Here is a 24,684-nt window from a genome sequence, read left to right as displayed (position 1 = left end):
CTCCGGCCGAAAGCGTCGGTTTAAAACGGACAGCCCATGGCTTGTGCGTTCTGTTTAATCGTTTCACGTTCCTTGCGGTCGGTTTCCGCATCGAAACCATCGCGTTCATACCATCCCATCGTATGCTGTAGAACGACTTCCGCCAAAGCTTCGGTGTGGTCGGGACGGTCGTTCAGACAAGGGATGTAACCGAATTTCTCCCCACCGGCTTCCTCGAAATATTCGCGGTTTTCTTCACCAATCTCTTCGATGGTTTCCAGACAGTCGGCTGAAAAGCCCGGACAGATAACCTGGATGTCCTTGATGCCTTCTTTAGGGAGCGACATCATGGTTTCGTCGGTGTAAGGTTTAATCCATTCCTCTTTACCGAAGCGTGATTGGAAGGTGACTTTGTATTCGTCTTTGCCCAATCCCAACTCTTCTGCAACCAAACGGGAGGTTACAAGGCATTCGCAATGGTATGGATCGCCGTTGTCCAGATAGCGCTGCGGGATGCCGTGGTAAGACATCACCAATAGCTGCGGCTTGCCATGCTCCGCCTGGTATTCACGGATCGAGTTGGCGAGTGCTTTGATGTATCCCGGATGGCGGTGGTATTTGTTGACGAAACGCAGTTCCGGAATCCAACGCCAGGTTTGCAGTTCGGCCGTAACGGCATCAAAGGTGGACGCGCTGGTGGCTGCGGCGTATTGCGGATACAAAGGCAAGACCAAAATACGCTGACAACCCTTGTCCTGTAGTTTTTTCAAAGCGCTTGGAATGGACGGATTGCCGTAGCGCATACCCAGTTCGAATTCGACGCGGCCTTGGAAATGCGGTCGTACCTGTTCGGCAATGGCGTCCACCTGTCGCTGGCTGATGTTAAGCAGAGGCGCCCCCGGGCCTTCGGAATCCCAGACCGTTGCATAGGCTTCCGCCGATTTGGCCGGACGGGTATTGAGAATGATGCCGTTCAGGATCAGCTTCCACAGCCAACGTGCCGGTGGTGGCTCGACCACGCGCGGATCCATCAAAAACTCTTTCAGGTAAGGTTTTAGCGCTTCTTTTGTGGGAGCGTCGGGAGTACCAAGGTTGGTGATTAAAATGCCGGTCGCGGTTTCCGAACCGTGTTGATAGTCGGTAATTCCTTGATAGTGCAAAATGTGTACTCCCTTGGCGAACTTGAACAAAATCGGCGTATTGCGCCGTGAATTCGTGTCGGTTTGTCTGCTTAAGCCGGCATAGGCCGACGTATTGTCATGAAATTATACAAGAAGTCGGGACGCTATGAGAGTCCTGTGTCGCCTTGTCTGTTATTGGAATTCGCAATGGATCGGCTGTCGAACCGGGCAAGGTTCATTTCAAAAGCGTTAGTGAATCGCTTTGACTCTAAGCAGCTCTTGCCAGCGGGTCGTGTACCGCGGCGACATCAGGTTGCGGTTCATTTTCCAGTGGGCTTGTTGTTGCAGGCCGCAGTTGGCAAGACTTAGGGTGCCTTTTCCCATCTTGAGATTGAGCTGGTCCATAACCTGCATCATTCGGTCGGATTTATCGTTGCCGGAGTAACGTGGGTTTGGCGCGAACAGGTCGGTTTGCAATGCACCTTTGTCGGAAAGTTCCGATAGCGAGACGGTCGCTTTTTGGTAAGCATATCCCGGTTTCCAGATGTGTTTTAGGGCGCGGATCGCAACCTTGGTGATCAGGACGCTGTTATCGGTCGGATAAATCATCGGAATCTGGTACACGTTTCGGTATTGCGGTCGGTCGGTTTGGTAGCGCGGTGTGGTGATGGCGACGGTGACCTTTCGACAGACGCCGTTTTGCTGGCGTAATTTACGGGCGGCGGTGGCGGCATAGCTGGCGACCGCCTGTTTCATGAAGTCGTACTGGGTCACCAGTTCGCCAAACGAGCGTGAGGAAATAATCTGTTGCTTGTTCGGATGAGTTTCGTTGAGGTGGAAACAGGCCTGTCCATTAAGTTCTTGGACGATACGCTCGACTTGGACGGAGAACTGTTTGCGGATCGATTTTGGACAGGCCTGTTGTAAATCGTAAGCGCTGTCAATCTGTTTGGCCTGAAGTTGTTGACTCAGTTTTTTGCCGACGCCCCATATTTTTCCGACTTCAACCTGTTTCAGCAAAGCGGCTTGCGTTCTTTCGGAAAGCGAGCCGAAATCCAGTACGCCATCGAGGTTTGCTTGTTTTTTTGCCAGATGGTTGGCGAGTTTCGCAAGCGTTTTACTCGGGCCTATGCCGACGGCTACGGGGATACCAATCCACTGGCGGACGCGTTTTCTAATCAGTTGGGCATAGGCCGTGAGGTTTTCGATTGGCAGGTCACTGAGTTCCAAAAAGCTTTCGTCGATTGAATAGATTTCCTGGTGCGGTGAGAACTGGCCGATGATGCGATGCATGCGTTGGCTCATGTCGGCATAGAGTTCATAGTTGGAGCTGAATACCGCAGTGTTGTGCTGTTTCAGCAGTTTGGCGACTTTGAAATAGGGTTGGAACATCATGCTGTCCGGCCGCGCGGCATGGTAACCGCCGGAACCCAGTTGGCGGACAAGTTGCCGGTCAAGTTCTTTGGCATGCTGATTGGCGGCGACAATACAGCCGTCGTTGTTAGACAGTACCACCACCGGACGGTTTTGCAAAGCCGGTTCGAAAGCGATCTGGCAGGAGGCGTAAAAGGAGTTGCCATCGATTAGGGCAAAGGTCGGCATGGTATTGTCTCCGTCAATCCGTTATTTGAAAGTGGGTGAAAATGAATTATTATATGAATATTGTAACGGTATTCAAAAGGGGCATTTATGCGTGACGATGAAAAAAAACATGGCGGAGCCCGAATCGGTGCCGGACGCAAAAAAGGCAGTGGAAAATTTGGTGAGCCGACTAAGGTGATTCGAGTGCCGGAATCTAAGGTCGAACCCATTCAGAATTGGTTGGAACGGCAGAAACGAAGCAAACAAAACTGGGCAGGCCTGTTGGAAAATTCCGGGTTTGCGGTGCATCAGCCGGCGAACGACAGTTATGTGTCTCTGCCGTTATTCAGTCATAAGGTGGTCGCCGGTTTCCCCAGTCCGGCGGACGATTACATCGAAACCACGTTAGACCTGAACGAGAAGTTGGTGCGGAACAAAGAGGCGACTTTTTTACTGGTAGTTGAAGGTGATTCCATGCAAAAGGCAGGTATTCAGGATGGTGATATTCTGGTGGTGGACCGCAGCATCGAACCAACAGACGGAAAGATTGTGATCGCGGCGTTGGACGGCGAACTTACAGTGAAACGATTGTCGGTCAAATCCACCGGCACCTGGTTGGTGCCGGAGAACGATAACTATCCGCCGATTCCGGTAAGAGAAGAGGCGGACATGGTGATATGGGGTGTGGTGACGGCAACGATTTCACAATTTTGAACGGTAGGGCTTTCCGGTTGTCGAATGAAAAATCATAAGCGCCGAATGATATTTTTTATTTTGATGGCGCCCAAGAAATTTTTAGGAAGTAAGGCCTTTAAGTGCTTGAATATTGGCGTAGTCGAGAGCAGAATACTAGACAATATCCATAAATAAAATGGCGGATTTGGTGAGGAAGTATCGGTATTCCGTATTGTTGGTTGTGTTGGTTGCCATTGCCGTGGTGATTGCGACATTTATTTACGGTTATGCAGAGCAGAAACTGAAGCGCCAAGTGTTTCAAGAATATCAGCAACAGACGGCTGATAAAGTCCATGGTCTGATCGAGAATCAGCAACATTCGTCGAAAACGCTAGCGATGAGCCTGGCGGAAAATCCATTTATTGAAGATCTGTTGGTTCGTCCGAATGAGGAACTACGGAGCAAGTTGAGCAATTTGGTCACCCATATCAATACACACGACGGCTTCAAAAACCTGTGGGTGCAGTTGATCAATGTTGAGGGGCATAGCATTTACCGGAGCTGGACCGGAAAAGTCGGTGACGACTTGACGGATATTCGTCCGGAGGTCGGCACATTATTACAGGCGCCGAAAATGACACAGACAATCAGTGTTGGCCGGTTTTCGCTCACTTTTAAATCGATTGTGCCGGTGGTGAATGATAAGAATCATTTCCTGGGACTGATTGAGGTTATTACACAATTTACACCGTTAGTCGATCGGTTGCGTGAGCAAAACGGTATCGATTCCATCTTATTGACGGACAAGCGTTACCGGAAGCAGCTGACCAAAGCCATTACCGGGCAGTTCGTCGACGATTACTATGTGACGAATGATGGTGCGAAATCCGATTTATTGGCACTGGTCCAGCATTTAGGTGCGGCAAATCTGGTGAACGCCCAAGGTTATGTTGTTTCAGAGCCTTATCTGATTACCCGTGTTCCGGTTCAAAATGAATATCATGAAAATTTGGCCTATTGGTTAACGTTTACCGATATCGGGCAGATCGATTTCACTCAAACCACCTGGGTGTTGCAGAAGTATCTTGTAATCAGTTTAAGCATCATTCTATTGCTGTTGTTGCTGTTTATGCTCTATATGAGTAAGCATCAGTCGGATCGTGAGAAACGTTACTACCGTCAGATCATCGATTCGGTCTCGGATATCATTTATATCGCTAACGGATCGAGAGGTGTGGATGTAAACCGCCACTTTCTGGAGTTTTTTAAGGAATACGACAGTGTTGAGAGTGTATTGGAGCAGTACGATTGCATCAGTGACGCCTTTGAAGAGGAAGAGGGGTTTTTAACGAAACAAGTGAACGGTCAGTACTGGCTGGATTATGTTCTGAACCATCCCAAAGAAAGTCATAGGGTTAAGATCGTTCGTGATGGCGTTCCGCACATCTTTTTGATTAAGGTTAAACCAATGCGGGGGCTGAAAGAGAAGCTGTATAACGTTCTGATGCAGGATGTCACTCAGATAGAGGAATATGAAAAGGAGCTGAAAACTCTAACGGTGACCGATGAATTGACCGGAGCCGGTAACCGTTTAGCCTGTAATCAGGCTTTGGAGAAAGAGATTCAACGTTCGCGTCGTTATCACACGCCGGTTTCGATCATCATGTACGACATCGACCACTTCAAGAAGGTTAACGATACCTATGGTCACGATGTCGGGGACAAGGTTCTGGTTGAAGTGACCAAGGCCACGCAACAGTTACTGCGTAATACGGATGTGCTGTGCCGTTATGGGGGCGAGGAGTTTTTGATCATTCTGCCGGAAACCGATGAGCATGAAGCGTATCAGATTGCACAGCGGCTCAAGGAGGCCATAAACTCCTTGACGGCGATAGATGTGCCAACGCAAATAACGGTGAGTTTGGGAGTTGCCGAATTGACGAAATGGGATACCGATAACACGCTCTTGAAACGTGTCGATAAGGCTTTATATAAAGCCAAGCAGAATGGGCGCGACAGAGTTGAAGTGGTTGCCCAAGGAAATTGACGGTTTTTATCGTAAAAAACGGCTGTTTTTGAGGTCGTAGAAACGATATTAATGTTATTATTCTTCGATAGAACTGTTGTTTTGGAGAGAAAGAATGAGTGTTTTACCAAGTCACCTGAAATATGCCCAGACGCACGAGTGGGTATACATCGATGAAGATGGCAATGCGGTCGTCGGCATTACAGACTTCGCACAGGATTCTCTGGGCGAGTTGATGAGTGTGACTTTTCCTGAGTTGGGTACGGATGTATCGGCGGAAGAGGATGTGATGTCATTGGAATCGGTTAAGACCGCTTCTGAAATCTATGCGCCAATCAGCGGGGAAATCGTTGAAATCAATGAGGCGTTGGAAGACGAGCCGGAGTTGATCAACGACGAGCCTTATGATGGTGGATGGTTGTTCAAGATTGCACCGCATGATGATTCAGAGTTGGAAGATCTAATGTCCGACAGTGAGTACCAAGCGTTGATCGATAGCGTCTGAGTACGGCTAAACATCAAATTTGTATATAGCAAAATGCACCCAAGCGGTGCATTTTGTGTATTTAATACCCTTACAATAAATAAGTGAAGTTGCGTAAAAATATGTTAGCCAGTTTACGTTTGAAAAAAAATGAAGAGCGCCGGATCAAGCAGGGGCATCTGTGGATATTCAGTAACGAAGTCGATAATACAATCACGCCATTGAAAGATTTCGAGGCGGGTCAGCAAGTGATTATTGAGGCGGCAAACGGCAAACCGCTGGGAATGGGGTACGTGAATCCCAACACGCTGATCTGCGGCCGTCTGCTTAGCCGTAATTCGAAAGTGGAGTTGAACGCCAAGTTCCTGAAGCGTCGGATTCAGGCTGCACAGGCCTTGCGTGAATTGAACTTCGATCAGCCTTATTACCGTCTGGTTTTCGGTGAAAGTGATGGTTTGCCGGGGTTGGTGGTTGACCGTTTTGGCGACGTTTTCGTGGCCCAAATCACAACAGCTGGAATGGAAGCGGTTAAAGATGACATCATTCAAGTTTTGGAGAACTTGTACCATCCCCAGGCGGTTGTACTCCGTAATGACACCAAGAGCCGGGAGTTGGAAGGGTTGGCTCTCTATGAAGAGGTTGCCTTAGGTAGCTTACCGGAAGAGATTACGATTGAAGAGAACGGTGCCAAATTTGCCATTCCGGTGGAAGGCGGACAAAAAACCGGCTGGTTCTATGATCACCGTATGGCCCGTAAACGTCTTCAGGATCTGGTCAAAGGTAAGCGTGTTCTGGATGTATTCAGTTATCTCGGTGGTTGGGGAATTGAAGCGGCCGTGGCCGGTGCTGAATCGGTTACTTGTATCGATGCTTCGGAAGCTGCGCTGGATGGCGTCGAACGCAATGCCGCCCTTAACGGTGTGTCAGAGAAGATGACTCTGATTCAAGGCAATGCCTTTGACGTACTCAACGCTTTGCGTTTGGAAGCGGATAAATTTGATGTGGTGATCGTTGATCCTCCTGCATTTGTGAAGCGTAAGAAAGATTTGAAGCAGGGCTCGGAAGGGTATCGTCGAATTAATGAAATCGCTATGCGTCTGTTGGAGATCGACGGGGTATTGGTGTCTGCTTCGTGTTCGCACCACATGAGCAGAGACCTTTTGTTGGCACAGGTCCAGTCGGCGGCGAGACACATTGACCGCCAAGTTCAGCTGTTTGATCAAGGACATCAGGGGCCGGATCATCCGGTACATCCTGCGATTCCGGAAACCGAGTATCTGAAATCGTTCTTCTTCAAGGTTTCGCAAAGCTGGTAAGTAGGGTCATTGGTAGAGGTTAAAGGACGAGTATGAAGTCAGGGGTTCAGGTAGCAAACTTCATTGCAAATGAGATTTATGCCATCAGCATCTTATGCGATAAGTTGGCATGTTTCACCTCTCTTGATTCTCGATTAGTCCATGCTCTGGGTATACAGCTTAAGATGGTGACAGAACTGTTCGAAGCACTTCCCGAACAGACCCAGCAGCATTTCGCGGAACCGATGGCCGTTTTCCAAGAGTGTTATCCAATCATCAGAGATGGTACGTTCGACGAAACCATCGCTTTGAATCAAATCAAACCGGTGTTACAAAAAGCGATTCACCAACTGACGGAAGATGATGGGTTGCTTGACCAATATTCAAGCGTTTTTCTCACCAATGTCTGGGGGGATATGTTTGCGGTTAACAACCACGCGATTGTATCGAAAACGGATAAGAATGGAACAATCCTGTCGGCCAATTCCAAGTTCGTTGAAATTTCCGGCTATTCACTGGAAGAATTGATTGGAGAGGATCATGCGATTCTGAATTCCGGTGTTCATGTGAAAGGTTTTTTTAGGGAGGTCTGGCGTACTATTGCTGGCGGACAGGCTTGGCATGGAACCATTTGTAACCGGAACAAGCGTGGAGATCTTTATTGGGTGGAATCGACGATTCAACCGATTATGAATCATGTAAGTGAGGTTGAGCACTATATCTCCATCCGTACGGATGTAACCGACCTGAAAAAAGCCCAGCTACAGTCGGAGGCCAATGAGCTGGAGTGGAAGCTGTTGCTGGATTCCGTCGGCGCGATGATCCTTTATAAGGATACCCAGAATAACATTATCAAAACCAATCCGACTGCCGCCAAATGGTTTGGCCTGCCATCCTCTGAGATGGATGGAAAAAGTACTGAAGAGCTATGGCCGAATGAGGCCGAGGCTTATTACCAAGCGGACCTGGAGGTTATTCAAAGCCAGAAGCCTAAGACAGGAATCGTCGAGCCATTTGAAACGTTGAATAAGAAAATGTGGGTCAGAAGCGATAAGTTCCCGATTTTCGATGAAGACGGAAAGGTCAAAGGGATTCTGGTTTCCGCAATTGATATTACCGAATTGAAGGAAGTCGAAGAAGCTCTGAAAGAGAAGTTGAGTGAGCTTGAAAAAGCCAAGCAGGAAGCGGAATCGGCGAACCGGGCCAAATCGGAGTTCCTATCCAGTATGAGTCACGAGTTGAGAACGCCGCTTAATTCCATTCTGGGGTTCTCCGAATTATTGGAAAATTCGGAGTTGTCTGGTAAACAGGCCCGTCAGTTACAGAATATCCGCCAATCCGGTCAGCATCTGCTTGAACTGATAAATCAGGTGTTGGAATTGTCCAAAATCGAGACCGGTTCTCTGGCAATGAATCTTGATGCGATCAATATGAAATCCGTTATTCAGAGTTCGTTGTCGACGATCCAGCCGATGGCGGAACGCAGTGGCATCAAAGTGACTTATCTGCCTCACACGAATTGTCAGATAAAAGTGTTGGGGGATTCGACACGGGTCAAGCAGGTGCTGTTGAACTTCCTGTCCAATGCGATCAAATACAATCGTCCTGAAGGCGAGGTACAGATTCATTGTGAGGAAACGTTAAACGGCTCCCGGCCGATGTTCAAAGTAAGTGTCGCCGATACGGGAATCGGTATTCCAGCCGAAAAACAGGGTAAAGTGTTTGAACCGTTTAATCGCTTGGGGCATGAAAGCAAGGCCATTGAAGGGACCGGAATCGGTTTGAGTATCACCGAAAAGATTGTGCACCTTATGGGCGGCGGTATCGGGTTCAATAGTGTTGAGGGTGAGGGATCCGTATTCTGGTTTGAGTTACCAATTGTGGATGACACTCAATTCGATTTAGCTGAGCTTCAAAAGCAGATCTTTTCACAAGGTTTAAAAGAAGAGCCGACAAGTAAGGAAAAGATTGTACCCGTTCCGAATAACAAGCAGGTGTTGTACATTGAAGACAATCCTATGAACATGCAGCTTATGAGCGAGGTGTTTGAGATGTTGGATGGCTTTGAATTGACGATTGCACCGATGGCCGAAATCGGTATTGAAAAAGCCGACGAGCTGTTGCCGGAATGTATTTTTATGGATTTGGATCTGCCAGGGATGAGCGGAGAAGAAGGGCTTCAAATCTTGAAGAAAATGCCGTCTTTGATCGAAAAAGGTACGAAGATTTATGCCCTAACTGCGAAAGCAATGCCTCATGAAATCGAACATGGAATGAAAATCGGTTTTGATGGCTATTTAACGAAACCAATGGACGTGAAACAGATCATGTCATTATTGCAAAACCTGGATTAAGAAAATGGTCCCAAGTGAAGTATTACGACAAGCGAAGATCTTGGTTGTGGATGATCAAGAGGTGAATCTGGAGCTGGTTCAGGATGTGTTCGAGAGCCGGGATTATTCGAATGTGATTACTTGCTCTAATCCTTTACATGTTGCCGGCATACTTAACGAAACGCCGGTCGACCTGATTCTGCTCGACATCAATATGCCGGTTTTAGACGGTTTTGGCGTTCTGTCTTTGATTAACCAGAAGTTTAGCGGCGGTTATAAACCGCCGGTTATCATGCTGACGGCGCAAAACGATCAGTCTAACCGCAATAAAGCTTTGAACTCCGGCGGTAACGATTATGTGATGAAGCCGTTTGACCAAAACGAGTTGGTTAAACGTGTCGAGTTGCAGTTGGAAAATTGGTTCCTACGCAAGCGGTTGATGGAACAGAATCAGAAGCTTGACCAGAAGGTTCGTGAAAGAACCAAAGAGTTGAATGAAGCCAATCTTGAAATCGTTCAGCGTTTGGGGCGTGCCGGTGAATACCGGGATAATGAAACGGGTAACCACGTCAAACGTGTGAGCCTGTTCTCATATTGGATTGCAAAGCAGTGTGGTTTGAGTGAAGAGCATGCACGTCTGATCGAACTCGGTTCTCCGATGCACGATATCGGTAAGATTGGTGTTTCCGACAACATTCTGCTGAAGCCGGGAAAACTGAGTTCGGAAGAGTTTCAGGCTATGCAGAATCATGTCCTGATTGGAGCTAAGATCCTTGAAGATTCCAAGTCGGAAGTGTTGAAGGTTGCCTATAAGATTGCGCTCACCCATCACGAAAAATATGACGGTAAAGGCTACCCTAATGGGTTATCGGGCAAGGATATCCCGATCGAGGGACGTATCGTGGCAATTGCAGACGTATTTGACGCCTTGACCTCGGAGCGTCCGTACAAGGCGGCTTGGTCTGTTGAAAAGGCCATCGATCTGCTTGAAAAAGAGAAGGGCAAGCACTTCGATCCTGACTTGGTCGACTGTTTTGTTCAGGTGTTGCCTGAAATACTGAAAGTCAGGGAAACCTATTTTGAAGCGTAAACTGCTTCCTTCATCCCCTCTGGCACAAGTACAACAACGTTTAGCCAAAGAATGTTACTGGGATGAAGTCGAACAGACCTTGTGGATTGACGGACGTAAGGAAATGCCGTCACTTGGTGTGATTGAAGTGATTGGCTGGGATCGAATGATGCTCGATTCCGATCCCATACCGGATTATCCAGCCGGTCTGCTGGTGTTTGAATGGTCGAATTTCTCCCAACTCTCCTATTGGCGCAAACAGATTCCCAAGTGGGTTTGTGACAGCTGTGCCTTGTTTCCAAGCCATCAATTGACCTTACTGCATTATTGCGGCAAATATCCTCAGATTCTTGAACTGCTCGATCATGCGCCTTTATTGGCTTGGCGTTTGGTTTCTTCCGGTTTGGAAGAGCCGGAAATCGTGGCGTTATTGTCGGGTAAACGCGTGGAAATGGCCGCTCAAGTCGGTTGGCCGGGCAAGGAAGAAACGGTCAAGTTTTTGCGTAATTTACGTTTACGCTGGATCAATCAGGAGATTGCCGAACAGGTCGAAATTTGTCTGATGGATGATCGGCGTTTGCAAGCCTTGCAGTCGCTACCTCGAATCAATTCGATGGCCCTGTCTTTGGCGGCCCGTTTTCCCGAACTGATCGGTTGTCGTCTGCATCAGGCTTTGGCGCAGCTTCCTTGCCGTCCGATGCAGTGTCAGAGCATGGTGGCACTGTTGGAGGACGCTTACCGTCTAGCCGAAAATCTCGAATTGTCCGAAGAGGAAGTAGCACGTATCGGAAACAGCCGTTATCTGGTTGAAGTGACTGAAATCTATCAGGCCTGGTTAAAGATGGCTGTGGACAGAGCGGAGCCTCAAGGTGCAGAGGTTGAAAGCGACTTGATTGAGCGATTGCGTGCTTCGTCGCGGCCTTTTGAGAAATTGACGAACCTGAAGGATTGGATTCAGTTGAGTGTCGAACAGCAGCATGCCTGGATGACTGACTATCCGTCAGATGTTTCTAAAGCATCTACGATATTGATCGCCTGGATGGACGGGGATAAATTATGGGCGGCATTGATTGATTCCGATCCACAGCTCGAGCACAGCGAAATCATACGTGTGAGAGGGGAAGAGAATTGTTTGCCGACGTCCAAGCAATTAGCCGATTTGCATCTTTGGCAGGCAACAGGGAAGTTGTAATGTATTCCAATTAAAGAAATCCCCGGTGTCTGGTAAAACGATGACACAGGGGACTTTCGTAAGGGATGTTTATTCTTGGCTTTCGCCGACGAGTCTTTCCGATCCCATTAGCTCTTCATAAGTCTCACGAGGGCGAATCAACCAGGCCTGTTCGTTTTGAACCAGGATTTCCGCCGCACGCGGGCGCGTGTTGTAGTTGGAGCTCATGGTGAAACCGTAAGCGCCAGACGACATAACAGCCAGTAAATCGCCTGCCTTAAGGTTTAGCTGACGATCCTTACCAAGGAAGTCACCGGTTTCACAGACGGGGCCAACGATATCCCATTTGGCATCCATACCGTCTTCACGTGGAGAGACCGGCAGGATTTCCTGATAGGCCTGGTAAAGAGCCGGGCGAATCAGGTCGTTCATGGCTGCATCGATAATCGCGAAGTTCTTATGCTCGGTCGGCTTTAAAAATTCCACTTCCGTTAATAAGACACCGGCGTTACCGGCAATGGCGCGACCAGGTTCGATAATCACCTCGACACTGTCATCGTTAAGTTTATTAATCAGAGCCTGAATGTAATCGCTAATCGGCGGAGGTGTTTCATCTGTGTATTGAATGCCGAGACCGCCGCCCAAATCCAAGTGGTGAATGTCGATACCGACTTCGGCCAATTGTTCTTTCAATGCCAAAACACGCTCAAGTGCATCCACAAACGGGCTGATTTCCGTTAGCTGAGAACCGATATGACAGTCGATTCCAATCGGGTTAACGTGAGAACAGGCACAGGCATCGGCATACAGTTCAGGCGCCGTGTTGATGTCGACACCGAATTTGTTGTCTTTCAGACCGGTGGAGATGTACGGATGGGTTTTCGCATCCACATCCGGATTCACGCGAATGGAGACATTTGCAATCTTATCCATGCGTTCCGCCACTGCTTGAATGCGGTCCAGTTCGGCGTGTGATTCGATGTTGAAGCAGCGGATTCCGACTTCCAGAGCGCGTTCGATTTCCGACGACTGTTTCGCCACACCCGAGAACACTACTTTAGACGGCTCACCGCCTGCACGTAGTACGCGTTCCAGCTCACCTTGAGAAACAATGTCGAAGCCTGCACCCAATTTGGCCAATACGTTCAGAACAGCAATGTTTGAGTTGGTTTTGACCGCGTAGCAGACCAGGTGCGGTTGGTTGCCGAAGGCTTGGTCAAACGCCAGCCAGCGGTTTTCCAGCTCGGTTCTGGAGTAGACATAAAGCGGTGTGCCGAAATCCTGGGCCAATTTTTGCAAACTGACGTTTTCGACAAACAGGGTGTCGTTCTTGTAGTGAAAAGGCTGTGTCATTGCGTTTCCTGTTCTGAAGTCTTGGAAGGGGTCTGAGTAGCTTGGTCGTCCTGCGATTGTTTGACCGGATCCGGCAGGTAAAGCGGACCTTTTTTACCGCAACCACCGACCACAAGGCCGATAGCCAACAAGCTGCCAACCAAGCATAAGGTTTTAATGCCTTTTCTGGCTGATACTCGATGTTTTAGGTGGCAGGTGAACGCAGGCATTTTTACTGTATTACTCAATTTAAACCGTTAAAATGAGGCTTATTTTATCAGAAATATGAGAAGAGCAATGCAAGAACCGCAAGACGACCTGCCAATTGTAATAGAACCGCCTCAGTTGGCTGATTCAGCAGTAATATGGCTTCATGGATTGGGAGCGGACGGCAACGATTTTGTCGGCATAGTGCCGGAGCTTGGGCTCCCTGAAAGCCATGGTGTTCGATTCGTCTTCCCTCACGCCAAACACCAGGAAGTCACGATTAATGGCGGTATGAGTATGCGTGCCTGGTACGACATTCGTTCATTGGATTTCATGGGCGATGTGGATGCGGCCGGAATTCGTGTTGCGTGCTATCAGGTGTATGACTTGATCAAACAGCAAATCGCCTGTGGGATTCCGGCCGACCGGATTCTTTTGGCCGGGTTCTCGCAAGGCGGATTGATTGCACTGCACGCGGCGTTGAGTTACGAACAGGAGCTTGCAGGCGTGCTGGCTATGTCTACGTATTGTCCGATGTACGAACAGTTTTATATGCACCGCGGGATTCCAATCATGATGGTGCATGGCCTGAGTGATCCTGTGATCCCTCTTGAAGTGGCGGAGCATTCCAGACAGATGTTGTTGAAGAAGGGCTATCAGATCGAATGGCATACTTATCCGATGCAACATCAGGTCTGTGCTGATGAGATCGCTGACATCGCGGCATGGTTGAAACAGGTTCTTAAGTTGTAGGGGTAAAGACGATGAGCGTGTCACAGGCCTGTCGAAAATTTTTCGAGAGCCGTAAAAGCCTGATTTTGGGCACTCTTTCTGATGAGGGGGTATTGGAGACCAGTGCGACGCCGTTTGTGGTAATTGAAGAAGGCGAACTGGCTATTTTCGTTAGTGAACTGTCCGCTCATACACAGAACCTGTTGCATTCAACAGGCCTGGTCAGTGGTCTTTTGGTGGCCGATGAAAGCGAAACGCCGGAAATGTTTGCCCGTGAACGTATCAGTTTGCAGCTTCAGGTTTCTCATATCGGACAGGATGATGCGGAACGGGATCGGATATTGGATCTGTTTTCGCAACGTTTTGGTGAGGTGGTAGATGTATTAAGAGGCTTGCCCGATTTCCACTGTTTCAAGTTGAAAGTCGCTCAAGGGCGTTATATTCAGGGATTTGGTTCGGCCCACGCTTTTGAGGGTTGTCCTTGCCGGGATATGAAGGGGATAAAAGGTCGTTAGACGGGCATTAGGTGCGTTTACGCTTTGGCGGCGTTTTTACGTGCTTTTTGCTGTTTGACGACCAGACAGTTTTTGATCCAGTTCGCAAACAGCGGATGCTCCTGCACCATGGCCTGGTAGAGTTCCAATTCATTGCAGCCGTGCATGTGAAATGCATAGGTGGCAATTTCAATCAGCTTGTCGATATACGTATTTGGGAAGTCTTCCGAAATCTGAAAGTAACTGATTTTGGTTAAGATCACGGCATTTAATACGGTTTCCCATTGATCCGAATTTAAGGCGCTGTATTTTTCGCTGTAATAGGCGCTGGGCCCATTTTTACGCATGGTCAGCATCTCTTTCAGGGACGAAAAGCGAATCAGATCGAGAGCCGGGTCGCGCAACGACAAAGCTAGGCTGTCCATAAACGTAGGATCAACATCATGACTGCTTCCTGGCATGCTCTTTCCTTAATTTAATATTGAAACGTCAATCGTTAATCGAATCATAAGGCGATATCCATACATTCTTTTACTTCTTGTTTCTGGATTTGGGTTTGCAGGTAATTTTGAAGTTCGCCGTCCGGGAATTCGAAATTAATTGCCACTCGCTCTTTATAGTTTTTCTCGTCGGTACGAACATCAACAATGCTGCCGTCAAAGTGAAGCGTTTTGTCATCAATGGGAAAATACAGGTAAACGTCAACATTTGAGTAGAGAGGGAAGCGCTTGCCTAAATTCACGGCCATGCCACTGGCACTGATGTTGACCATGGTTGACTTCCATTCCTTTGGAAATTGCTTTAGGTAATTGTCTTCGTGAATGTTTCGGTATCCTTCCAAGTAGGAATCCATGTAAGCAGCCGTGTGCAGCAACGCTTGCACAAGCGGGATTTTTTCCAGTTTTGGGGACTGAAACTTTCCGATCATTTCGTCCAGTTGAAACCCGGTCGGAAGATGGCCTTGTACGGCGAAGTCGGTTGCGGTCGAATGCTCCAAGCTCCAGACCATGCTTTTCAGAAAGGCCAGATACTTCTCTTCAATCATCTTGATGTATTGGAATGTCTTCGGTGAGGAGGGTTCGATTTTTCGAGCTGTCTGGAAGCCTTCCAGATGGCGTTTCACTCGAGTCCAGTATTCGGAGCTCATACGAGGGTTGCGTCCTTCAGCGATGGAATGGGCGCATTTTCCGAAGAAGTCGATGAACTCAAAGATTTCATCAAAGATTTCCGTGAGGATGTCGGCATGTTCCTGGATGCGCTTAACCCAGTTTTGCGCACTGAATTTTTGAATGTCGACTTTGTTTTGAAAGCTGGTGGGAAAATATTCAGCGCCGGTTGCATAGATTTGTCGGTCGTCGATTGGAGAACTCGGCACAATATAGTGACGCACCGGCATGTCTATCCGGTAAAAGCGTCTGGAGTTTCCTTTTCTGAACCATCTATTCATTTTGCTTTAACGACGTCCCTGAATCGTTTGAATTCTTCCCAATTCTATATAACTTGTACGGGAATTGATAGGGATGTAAAGCATTTATCACGCCAAAGGTAACGTTCGTTACCATTTGCTTGGGAGCAGCCGCTGGAGCATTTTCCAGTCGAGCAGCTGGCGGAGTCCAAAACCTGGATGTGGCCTTGATTGATGAGGGGCGTCATAATCCCTCTGACCGTGTCTTCGGTAAGATCGAAATGGTTTTGAATGTCTTCTAAACTGACTTCATGATGCTGTTTAATATAGCGTTTTATGTCCAGTAGAATCATATCTACCTCCGCTGTTGCACCTTCTTGGAATAATAGGTTTGTCCAATTTTACGCAATGTCAGGGCAATAGTGAGAAAGCCTAACGTGATCACGGTTAACCAAATAGTAGCACTTTCGGGGTGTTTGTTAAAGTTTGCGAGCTGGTAGAAACCGACCGCGACGCTATAACCCAGGAACAGACTCCAGCTACCGCTGTAAAGTGCCCAGCGCCACCCCAGTTCCTGTTTGATGGCACCAAAAGTGGCGACGCACGGAAAGTAGAGCAAGACCAGTAAAAGATAGGCATAGGCTCCGATCTGGCCGTCAAAGTAGTAGGCCATCTTATCCAGGGTATTCAGCGTGAACCCTTGTTCTTCCGCAATTGCCTTTTTGTCTTCGACGTTCTCCAGGGATTGAAGTCCTAGAGGATCGTCAACGTCCGTGACGATCCCCGGCAAGTTTGCAGGAATGCTGGCAAGGGCTTCTTGCATGGCGGCAAGAAAGTCGTACGACTCTTCCTGTTGCGGTTGATTGGTGTCATCCATGCTTTGGTACAGGGCATCTAGGGAACCGACAACGACTTCTTTTGCCAGTAAGCCGGTAATCAATCCGACTGTTGCCGGCCAGTTTTCTTCGGTGATTCCGAGTGGTTCCACGATTGGGGTTGCGGCACGTGCAACCGTACTGAGTACAGAATCGGAACGGTTTTCGTGCCCGAAGGAGCCATCGGTTCCCAAACTGTTTAAGAGGTTCAATGCCAGCACCACAAGTACGATGACCTTACCGGCGTCTAGGATAAAGCTCTTCAGTTTGTTTCGTGTGTTGAGCAGCACGTTGATCGGTGCCGGTTTGTGATAGATTGGCAATTCCATCAGCATCGGAGGCGCTTCGCCTGGCAGCAGAGTGTGTTTGAGCAACAGAGCCGTTAGTACGGCAGCCAAAATCCCCATCGCGTATAGCGAGAAGACGAGTAATGCGGCATTGTCGGCGAAGAACGCCGTGGCGAACATGACATAAACGGTTAATCGCGCGCTACAGGACATGAACGGTGTCATCATGATGGTCATGATGCGATCGCGTTGATCCGGCAGAGTTCTGGAAGCAAGAACCGCCGGAATGTTACAGCCGAAACCGACTACAAGCGGGATGAACGCTTGTCCGGACAAGCCTAGGCGACGCATCAGTCCATCCATGATGAAGGCGGCGCGTTGCATATAACCGGTTTCTTCGAGAATCGAAAGCAGAAGGAACAGGGCACCGATGACCGGTATGAAGGTAGCAACTACCTGTATGCCGCTTCCGATTCCCTGTGCCAGTATGGCTATCAACCAATCCGGAGCATTGACGGATTCCAGCAGGGCGGTCGGACCATCGACAAAAATGGCTTGAGCACCTAGATCGAAGAAATCGAGGAAAGTGTTGCCCACGGTAATCGACAGCGCGAACACCAGATACATGATGACCAGGAATATCGGTAGTCCCAGGACGGGATGCAGCATCCAGCGATCCAACACGTCTGTGGTATTACGGGTAAAGCGGTCTGTATGGACTAAACTGGCATGAGCGGCGTCATGCGCGAATTGAAAGTAAAGATCCGCTGCGATCAGGGCCAGGTCTTCCTGATAGTACTCTTCAAGTTTGACCTTTTCGGCTTCGCAGAAACTTCTCAATTCAAGCGGAGCCTGTTGAGGTTTGATCAATAACTGCAGGGTTTTCCAGCAGGAATCCGAATCAGGCTGTTCTTGCAAATCGCGAACTGAGTGAACCGATTTATGTAGGGTTTCCGGTAAATCGAAATGCAGGTCGGATTTTTTATTCAACAGATGAGGCAGTTGCTGTTTGAGTTCGTCGATTCCCTGGTTGAAATAGGCGGACACTGGAATGACCGGGCAGCCCAGTGATTCGGAAAGTGCTTCAATATCGATTTCCAGGTGACGTTCGTTCAGCAGATCCATGCGGTTGAGTACGACGACGACAGGCAGTCCCATGTGCAGAAGTTGTGCGGTCAGGAACAGTTGGCGTTCAAGACTGGTCGCATCGACGACATTGATGATCAGGTCAGTCGGCTGGCATTGCAGATAATCCAAAGCGACCTTTTCGTCCAAGCCGGTATGGCTGGAAGTTTCCAGGCTGTAAACGCCCGGGAGATCCATCATGTGAAAGTTTGCGTCGCCGATGTTCATGAAGCCGGATTTTTGTTCGACGGTCACTCCGGGCCAGTTCCCAGTGGTCTGTTGAGACCCGGTCAAACGGTTGAACAGGGTCGTTTTACCGCAGTTCGGGTTGCCGATCAAAGCAACTTGGTAGGCGTGCTTTGACTGCCCCGAGTTTTTTTTGAATTTGATCTTTGGTTTTACGACGGTCATGACAGAACTTCTACCTGAATGTTTTCCGCAATTTTCTGGTCAATTGCAAAACGACTACCATCTACGCAGACCACTAGATTTTGTCCACGCATCATCACAAGCTTGACGATGCTGTGTGTGTGAAATCCCAGATTGACAAGGCGCATTTTCATTTGCAAGTCGCCTTTCAAAGCGGTAATTTCACTTGTTTGGCCCACTTGGCAATGGTCTAAAGTGGTACGTTTGTGATGAGTCTGCATAGCTAAATGATAATTGTTATTATTTGTTTTCGGATGCGTAGGATAGCAAACCCAATGTTGAATCTCAAGTTAAATGATAGTTATTTTCATTTACTAAATGGATTTAACTTCTTGGATTGAAAGGAGATTTCTTTTCAAGTCAGCGGGTTTGCCGGTAAAAATGGGCTTGTTAGACCTTTTTCTGTACTTTATACAGTGCAACTTCACCGAGTAAGTTGGGTGCGATCTTCATGCCTAAGGTGCTTCGATGTTCTGAATTGACCACGGCGCGCTCCACCACTTCAATACCTTTCGATTCACACAGGTCCTCAAAATCATTGAAGGTGCAAAGGTGGATGTTTGGAGTATCGTACCAGTGATACGGTAAGGTTTCCGTTTCAGGCATGCGACCTTTAAAGGCAAGCTGAGCCCGCATTCTCCAGTGACCGAAGTTAGGGAATGTAATGATACTTTGTTTACCAACCGCCAACATGTCGTCCAACAGTTCATCCGGACGTCTGACCACCTGCAAAGCTTGCGTCATGATGACGAAATCGAACGAGTCTTCGTCGAAGTAATGGCAGATGTCGTGATTGTTCAGGTTGCTCTGAATCACATTGATGCCCGCCTTAATGGCTTGGATGTTTCTATCGGGATCCAGTTCCATACCGTAACCGGTGATCTTGTGTGTCTGGATAAGGTGTGTCAGTAACTTGCCGTCGCCGCAGCCTAGGTCAAGTACCCGGCTGTTGGGCGTGATCCAATCTGAAATCAATTTGAATTCCGGTGAAATAGGTAAGGTTGTGGCACTCATGATTGTTTCTCAGTCTTAGGTGAGGTCTGCATTTCGTCTTCAATGCGCTGCATATAGGCTCTGAACACGCCTTCGTAATGTTCGTTCGGCAACAGGAAGGCATCGTGCCCGTGTTGGGATGTGACTTCGGCATAGCTGACGTCGGCATCGTTATCTAGTAAAGCCTTGACGATTTCGTGCGAGCGTTCCGGCGAAAAGCGCCAGTCGGAGGTAAAAGAAATGACCAGGAATTTAGCCGTCGCTTTAGCAAGTGCTTTGGTCAGATCGTGGTCGAATTCCGCAGCCGGATCGAAATAATCCAATGCCTTGGTCATTAGCAGGTAAGTGTTTGCATCGAAGTTCTGTTTGGTGGCGAACTTCTCGCCCTGATAGCGCAGATAGCTTTCGACCTGGAATTCCACTTCATAGTTGTACTGTAGCTTTTCTTCACGGAGCTCACGACCGAATTTGCTGCCCATCATATCGTCGGAAAGATAAGTCAAATGCCCAAGCATGCGTGCCAGTGCCAGCCCTTGTTTCGGAGTCGTGTTCGCCTCGATGAAGCGGCCATCGTGAAAATCCGGGTCTGACATGATTGCGCGTCGTGCTACTTCGTTGAAAGCGATGTTTTGTGCAGACAGTTTTGGTGCGGCAGCAATCACGACTGCATGTCTGACTTTTTCCGGGTAGTCGATGGCCCATTGCATGACCTGCATGCCACCCATTGATCCGCCAACCAGCGCTGCCCATTGATCGATTCCAAGATGTTTACGAAGTTCGTTCTGACTGTTTACCCAGTCGCGACAGGTGACGATCGGGAAGTCCGGGCCGTACACCTTACCTGTTTCTGGGTTGATGGAGGTAGGACCGGTGCTGCCGCGGCAGCCGCCCAGATTGTTGGAACAGACGACAAAAAACTTGTCGGTATCGATCGGCTTGCCCGGTCCGATATAGCCGTTCCACCAGCCTGGTTTACCGTCCGCATCCACACCGGCGACATGGTGGTCGCCGCTCAAAGCGTGACAAATCAGGATAGCGTTTGAGGCATCCGCATTCAATTCCCCGTAGGTTTCATAGATTAGCTCGTATTTTGGCAAGGTGCTGCCACTCACCATTTCCAATGGCGTGTCGATTTGCAAAATCTTTGGCTCGGTGACGTCCGTGGTTTGATTCATCGTCGAATTTATCCTTAATCCAATCTATCGCTTATAGGAAACCTTGCGCAATCTGGGCAATGGAGCCGACTACGACAATTTGAAACAGTTTGATCGCCAGGATGGCGGCAAGCGGAGACAAGTCCATTCCGCCAATCGGAGGGATGAACCTTTGAAAAGGTGCCAGAATCGGGTTCGTCAGTTGGTTGAAAATCACCATGTTCGGGTTGTAGCCCGGCGATACCCAGCTTAGGATAACCTGGATGATGATCAGCCAGAACATCATGTCGAGCAGTTGGTTCAGGATTTCCGTCACCGACGCCAGTGCGATGGCGACCGCACCGAAATCACGGCCGGTAAGCATGCCGACGCCCCAGACAAAAATCGCATGGATGACCAATGCCGTGATAATCGCCGCCCAGTCCCAGCGACCGCGTGTCGGTACAATTTTGTTGGCCAGTGCACACAGGGGGTTGGTGATCTTGGCGATGAACTGGACGATCGGATGACGCCAATCGGCATGGGTGGCGCGCAACAGAAAACGCAGCATCAAAGCAAAGATAACCAAGCCGACAAGGAATTGAAGTAGATATAAGCCGCCTTGGCCAATCGGTGAGCTGAAGTTATCCATGTTAAGCGTCGCCTCCTAATTCGTTTGCAAGTTCTTCGGCACGGTTTTTAGCAGCCTGCATCGCCTTTTCTACCGTTTCTCTCAACCCTTGGTTTTCAAAGGTATTGATGGCCTGTTCAGTTGTCCCATTTGGAGAAGTGACGTTTTTGCGCAAGGTGGCGCAGTCGTCATTGCTTTCCATGACCATTTTGGCAGCGCCCAGAGCTGTCTGCATGGTGAGTAGGTGTGCGGTTTTTTCGTCCAACCCGAGTTTTTGGGCCGCTTGCTCCATGGCTTCCATAAACAGGAAATAATAGGCTGGCCCGCTGCCGGAAAGTGCAGTGACCGCATCAAGCTGTGACTCTTCCGGAACCCAGATGGTTAGACCGGCGGCACGCATAATGTGTTCGGCTTGGTTCTTTTGTTCGTCCGTTACTTGAGTATTGGCAAATAATCCTGTCGCACCGCTTTGAATCAGAGCTGGGGTGTTGGGCATGGTGCGCACAATGGCAAGGTTGCCACCCAGCCAACGGTCAATGTCGGCCGTGCGGATGCCTGCTGCGACCGAAATAATCAGACAGTTTGCCTGCTGCACGCTGGATTGAATGCTTTTACATACGCTTTGCAGGATTTGCGGTTTGACGGCCAGTACGACCACGTCGGATTTTTGAATGGCGTCGTTGTTCTCAGCATAGCAGGTGATGCCGAACGTTTCGGTTAGGTGGTCGCGTTGTGCTTGAGTTGGGTCGGAGGCGATGATTTTGTCTTTTGGGTAGCCGCTGGCGATCAATCCACCGATCAGGCTTTTCGCCATGTTGCCGGCACCAATAAAGCAGAGGGTTGCTTGCATAACCGAAGTGTTCCGTTTTCAAAGTTAGAATGTGCTTATTATAAAGGATAAACACTTAAAAAATAGCCTAAGCGGGCAGATGGTTTTGAGGAGATAAAAAGGCATTTGGAAAATGAACAGGCCTGTTCGGAATTTGAAAGCGTATTTAAACGAAAACACCGCCTTCAGGCGGTGCTTTTTTGAGAGGTTTTTGTTAACGCCTAGGGCGTATGAGTTCTCGTTGCCGATGCCAATACTTCAGGAGTTGGAGGCGTTTCTTCGTACATGTATTTGAATCGACGAACATAGCTGTCATTCTCAATTCCGCCGTGCTCAACATCGTCGGCATGCATACCGTACACAAAGCTCGGGCGAATGCTTTGGTAAAGCAGTTCGACGGAAATGCTAAATGGACCGGTGTAGGCAGAGGTGTCGACGTTGTAGGTGACGGTGTCTTTACCGTCTGCTCCGGCAGCCTCTTTCCCCGTGGCAAAGTTAGCATCCGAAGTCGCAGCGCCGACCACATCGTCGTCATATTGGCCCGGCGTGACCGGATTAGGGTGACGATTTGCCAAGGTCCAGCCGATTGGCGGAATCCGGTTGTCTTTCAGGTAGGTATCGGCATGCAACAGAACGTGGGTGATGTCGCCGTTGAGATCGCCCAGAACCGGCTCGTAAATCTGCGTCATGGAGGCGTCGTTAATGATGTCATGATGTACTTCGTAGCAGCTTGAATAATCGAAATCCGTATAGGTTTTTTCAATTGCCATGCATTTGTAGTTGATGAAATCTTCATCTTTCGTCAGGAAGCCTTTGGCGTCGACTTTACCTGACTCGAAAATGACCGTGTTGCTACTGGTGTCGGTGACGGTGATGTGTACCCACATCCGTCTCGACGGGAAGCTGGTTGGCAAGCGGTGTCCGGTCAGGTTGGTGATAGTGACCGGAATGCTCAAGGTGCTTCCGGACATGGATGAAGCCACTTCCAGATTGGCGGCTGATGCAAGCATAGAGCGTGATTGAGCGATTTTCTGATCAAACCCGGCAGTTGTGGTTTTGTCGTCAATACCCAACTCGACCATGTACTTGCTGAGTAAGCCCAGCAAGTAACTGTTGCCGCCGACGAACTCGTGGACTGAAAATACGCTGTCCGTATTATCTTTTGCCGGATCCGGTCTTGCTGCAATGCCTGTAGGACGGGTTGTAATCGGCGTTGTATAACCGGGTTCGGGTTGTGCCATATGACAGGCCTGACAGGTTTTTCCGGTTGCTGGATTTGAATACTGGCTGTTGAGCCAGTCCCAATATGGCGTCTGTTCCGGGAACTGGGCCAATTTTCCATCCACCAGATGTGGGTCGCCATTCAAGTCCAAGGTTGGGGTATAGAGATTATGGCAGGTCGCACACATAGCCGATTCGTGGATGTGCGCCGCATATGCTGGTATGTACTGGGTCTGATTCTGCATTGCTGAGCCGACCGGAATTTGGAAAGGTCCGAAAATGCTCGGTGCCGCACCAGCATTATCGGTGGCCGATTTAATCGAGTAATGGCCGCTCATGCTGGCGAGCAGGTTTTCTTCTGCTGTACCGCTGCCTGTTGTCGGGTCTTGAATCTGGTGGCAGGCTGTACAAGAAATTCCCTCACGCGCATGCGGTTCGGTGATGGCGGTGGCGAATGGGTAACCGCCGTCCGGAAGCAATCCGGTTGGGTCGTCGACCAACCCCGTGAGTGTCTGGTGAGCGTGTGTAGACGCCATTGGCGCGTGGCAGCGTAAGCAGGTGTCTTCGATAAAGACTTTTTTGTCAGGGAATATGTGCACCTCTTCTTCCACCACGGCATTGAAGTAAGGGTCGTTCAGGGAGTGCGCCATGACACTGTGTTTCCACTGCGTTGCCGGACTAACGTCGGTATTGTTGTAGATCATGACTGTCGGCGTGGCAGTGGCGCTTCCGGTATGACAAGACGCACAAGTCAGAGCGTTGGTGAAAACGCCTGTGATTGGCCATGCCGAGCTGTAAGTCGGGTTGTTGAACATGGAGCTGTGGAGTGCGTCAAGTAATGTGACTAGGGCTTGTAAATCGGAAATCGTCGCATTGACCGGATTGCTCAGGTTGACAGTAAATGTTTTGGTCGTTGACGTGTCTCGGGTACTGATAAGCGGAACTTCGATGATAAGGCTGGTGGTTCCCTCCGGAAATTGCAAGGTTCCACTGGTTGCCGTGTAATCCTGACCGGCCAAAGCTGTCCCGTCAACCGTTGCATAGCCAACCGAAATCGTCTGTGTGCTGGCTTGAGACAGCGTCACAGTTACTTCAACGCTGGTTTGGGAGTCCAACACTTCTTTATCAGCAATCGACACACTGACGGCCGTCGAATCCGAGCCACCGCCGCCGCCACAGGCACCTAATGTGAGTGACAAGAACAGAATGGATAACCATTTGAACAGTGAATAAACGGAGAGAGGAATGGTGCGCATG

23 protein-coding genes are annotated in these 24,684 nt (G+C 49.0%); 9 read left to right on the top strand and 14 right to left on the bottom strand.

Annotated elements, in window-relative coordinates:
• Positions 1–20: 20 nt before the first annotated feature.
• Positions 21–1,139: a ferrochelatase gene (gene hemH, locus QCB45_RS05645; protein ID WP_279419871.1), complete on the bottom strand. Its 1,119-nt coding sequence runs from the start codon at positions 1,137–1,139 to the stop codon at positions 21–23.
• Positions 1,140–1,349: 210 nt separating this feature from the next.
• Positions 1,350–2,702, bottom strand: coding sequence for a Y-family DNA polymerase (locus QCB45_RS05640; protein WP_279419870.1), 1,353 nt, complete (start codon positions 2,700–2,702; stop codon positions 1,350–1,352).
• A 258-nt stretch (positions 2,703–2,960) separates the two neighbouring features.
• On the opposite strand from QCB45_RS05640, the gene umuD reads away from it, so the two are divergent.
• From umuD to QCB45_RS05605, 7 genes are all read left to right on the top strand, one after another.
• Positions 2,961–3,395: a translesion error-prone DNA polymerase V autoproteolytic subunit gene (gene umuD, locus QCB45_RS05635; RefSeq protein ID WP_347710073.1), complete on the top strand. Its 435-nt coding sequence runs from the start codon at positions 2,961–2,963 to the stop codon at positions 3,393–3,395.
• A 169-nt stretch (positions 3,396–3,564) separates the two neighbouring features.
• A complete protein-coding gene (locus QCB45_RS05630) occupies positions 3,565–5,403 on the top strand; it encodes a diguanylate cyclase (RefSeq protein ID WP_279419868.1) in 1,839 nt (612 codons plus the stop codon).
• A 94-nt stretch (positions 5,404–5,497) separates the two neighbouring features.
• Positions 5,498–5,887, top strand: coding sequence for a glycine cleavage system protein GcvH (gcvH, locus tag QCB45_RS05625; RefSeq protein ID WP_279419867.1), 390 nt, complete (start codon positions 5,498–5,500; stop codon positions 5,885–5,887).
• 101 nt (positions 5,888–5,988) lie between these two features.
• Entirely contained in the window at positions 5,989–7,182 is a 1,194-nt protein-coding gene (locus QCB45_RS05620; protein ID WP_279419866.1) for a class I SAM-dependent rRNA methyltransferase, read from the top strand.
• 32 nt (positions 7,183–7,214) lie between these two features.
• Positions 7,215–9,515 carry a PAS domain S-box protein gene (locus QCB45_RS05615; protein WP_279419865.1) on the top strand — a complete coding sequence of 767 codons (2,301 nt, stop codon included), beginning with the start codon at positions 7,215–7,217 and terminating at the stop codon, positions 9,513–9,515.
• Positions 9,516–9,519: 4 nt separating this feature from the next.
• Positions 9,520–10,584: an HD domain-containing phosphohydrolase gene (locus QCB45_RS05610; RefSeq protein ID WP_279419864.1), complete on the top strand. Its 1,065-nt coding sequence runs from the start codon at positions 9,520–9,522 to the stop codon at positions 10,582–10,584.
• The gene (locus QCB45_RS05605) at positions 10,574–11,755 is read left to right on the top strand and encodes a hypothetical protein (protein ID WP_279419863.1); all 1,182 of its coding nucleotides are present in this window, start codon (positions 10,574–10,576) and stop codon (positions 11,753–11,755) included. Before QCB45_RS05610 ends, QCB45_RS05605 begins: the two co-directional genes overlap by 11 nt.
• Positions 11,756–11,824: 69 nt before the next feature.
• On the opposite strand, the gene lysA is transcribed toward QCB45_RS05605, so the two are convergent.
• Both lysA and QCB45_RS05595 read right to left on the bottom strand, forming a co-directional pair.
• Positions 11,825–13,087: a diaminopimelate decarboxylase gene (gene lysA / locus QCB45_RS05600; protein WP_279419862.1), complete on the bottom strand. Its 1,263-nt coding sequence runs from the start codon at positions 13,085–13,087 to the stop codon at positions 11,825–11,827.
• The gene (locus tag QCB45_RS05595) at positions 13,084–13,314 is read right to left on the bottom strand and encodes a lipoprotein (protein ID WP_279419861.1); all 231 of its coding nucleotides are present in this window, start codon (positions 13,312–13,314) and stop codon (positions 13,084–13,086) included. The genes lysA and QCB45_RS05595 overlap by 4 nt, the downstream gene beginning before the upstream one ends.
• A 49-nt stretch (positions 13,315–13,363) precedes the next feature.
• On the opposite strand from QCB45_RS05595, the gene QCB45_RS05590 reads away from it, so the two are divergent.
• Positions 13,364–14,026: a dienelactone hydrolase family protein gene (locus tag QCB45_RS05590; RefSeq protein ID WP_279419860.1), complete on the top strand. Its 663-nt coding sequence runs from the start codon at positions 13,364–13,366 to the stop codon at positions 14,024–14,026.
• 11 nt (positions 14,027–14,037) lie between these two features.
• Positions 14,038–14,520 carry a HugZ family protein gene (locus QCB45_RS05585; RefSeq protein WP_279419859.1) on the top strand — a complete coding sequence of 161 codons (483 nt, stop codon included), beginning with the start codon at positions 14,038–14,040 and terminating at the stop codon, positions 14,518–14,520.
• 17 nt (positions 14,521–14,537) lie between these two features.
• Here QCB45_RS05585 and QCB45_RS05580 read toward each other — a convergent pair whose 3' ends face one another.
• From QCB45_RS05580 to QCB45_RS05535, 10 genes are all read right to left on the bottom strand, one after another.
• Positions 14,538–14,960, bottom strand: coding sequence for a hypothetical protein (locus QCB45_RS05580; protein ID WP_279419858.1), 423 nt, complete (start codon positions 14,958–14,960; stop codon positions 14,538–14,540).
• Between the two features lie 44 nt (positions 14,961–15,004).
• A complete protein-coding gene (locus QCB45_RS05575) occupies positions 15,005–15,946 on the bottom strand; it encodes a PilZ domain-containing protein (RefSeq protein WP_279419857.1) in 942 nt (313 codons plus the stop codon).
• Between the two features lie 44 nt (positions 15,947–15,990).
• Positions 15,991–16,257 (bottom strand): FeoC-like transcriptional regulator, encoded by a 267-nt coding sequence (locus QCB45_RS05570; RefSeq protein ID WP_279419856.1) that lies wholly within the window; start codon positions 16,255–16,257, stop codon positions 15,991–15,993.
• Positions 16,258–16,259: 2 nt separating this feature from the next.
• Entirely contained in the window at positions 16,260–18,602 is a 2,343-nt protein-coding gene (gene feoB / locus QCB45_RS05565) for a Fe(2+) transporter permease subunit FeoB (RefSeq protein ID WP_279419855.1), read from the bottom strand.
• Positions 18,599–18,841, bottom strand: coding sequence for a FeoA family protein (locus QCB45_RS05560; RefSeq protein ID WP_279419854.1), 243 nt, complete (start codon positions 18,839–18,841; stop codon positions 18,599–18,601). Before QCB45_RS05560 ends, feoB begins: the two co-directional genes overlap by 4 nt.
• Before the next feature lie 169 nt (positions 18,842–19,010).
• A complete protein-coding gene (metW, locus tag QCB45_RS05555; protein WP_279419853.1) occupies positions 19,011–19,634 on the bottom strand; it encodes a methionine biosynthesis protein MetW in 624 nt (207 codons plus the stop codon).
• Entirely contained in the window at positions 19,631–20,788 is a 1,158-nt protein-coding gene (locus QCB45_RS05550; RefSeq protein WP_279419852.1) for a homoserine O-acetyltransferase, read from the bottom strand. Before QCB45_RS05550 ends, metW begins: the two co-directional genes overlap by 4 nt.
• Before the next feature lie 31 nt (positions 20,789–20,819).
• Positions 20,820–21,398 carry a YggT family protein gene (locus QCB45_RS05545; RefSeq protein WP_279419851.1) on the bottom strand — a complete coding sequence of 193 codons (579 nt, stop codon included), beginning with the start codon at positions 21,396–21,398 and terminating at the stop codon, positions 20,820–20,822.
• Position 21,399: 1 nt separating this feature from the next.
• Positions 21,400–22,227 (bottom strand): pyrroline-5-carboxylate reductase, encoded by an 828-nt coding sequence (proC, locus tag QCB45_RS05540; RefSeq protein WP_279419850.1) that lies wholly within the window; start codon positions 22,225–22,227, stop codon positions 21,400–21,402.
• A gap of 200 nt (positions 22,228–22,427) precedes the next feature.
• Positions 22,428–24,683, bottom strand: coding sequence for a Calx-beta domain-containing protein (locus tag QCB45_RS05535; protein ID WP_279419849.1), 2,256 nt, complete (start codon positions 24,681–24,683; stop codon positions 22,428–22,430).
• Position 24,684: the final 1 nt, after the last annotated feature.

The sequence above is a fragment of the Thiomicrorhabdus sp. ZW0627 genome, from assembly GCF_029767005.1.
Classification (GTDB): Bacteria; Pseudomonadota; Gammaproteobacteria; order Thiomicrospirales; family Thiomicrospiraceae; genus Thiomicrorhabdus.
The sequence above is the reverse complement of the archived record's forward strand: the minus strand, read 5'-3'. Positions and strand labels throughout refer to the sequence as shown.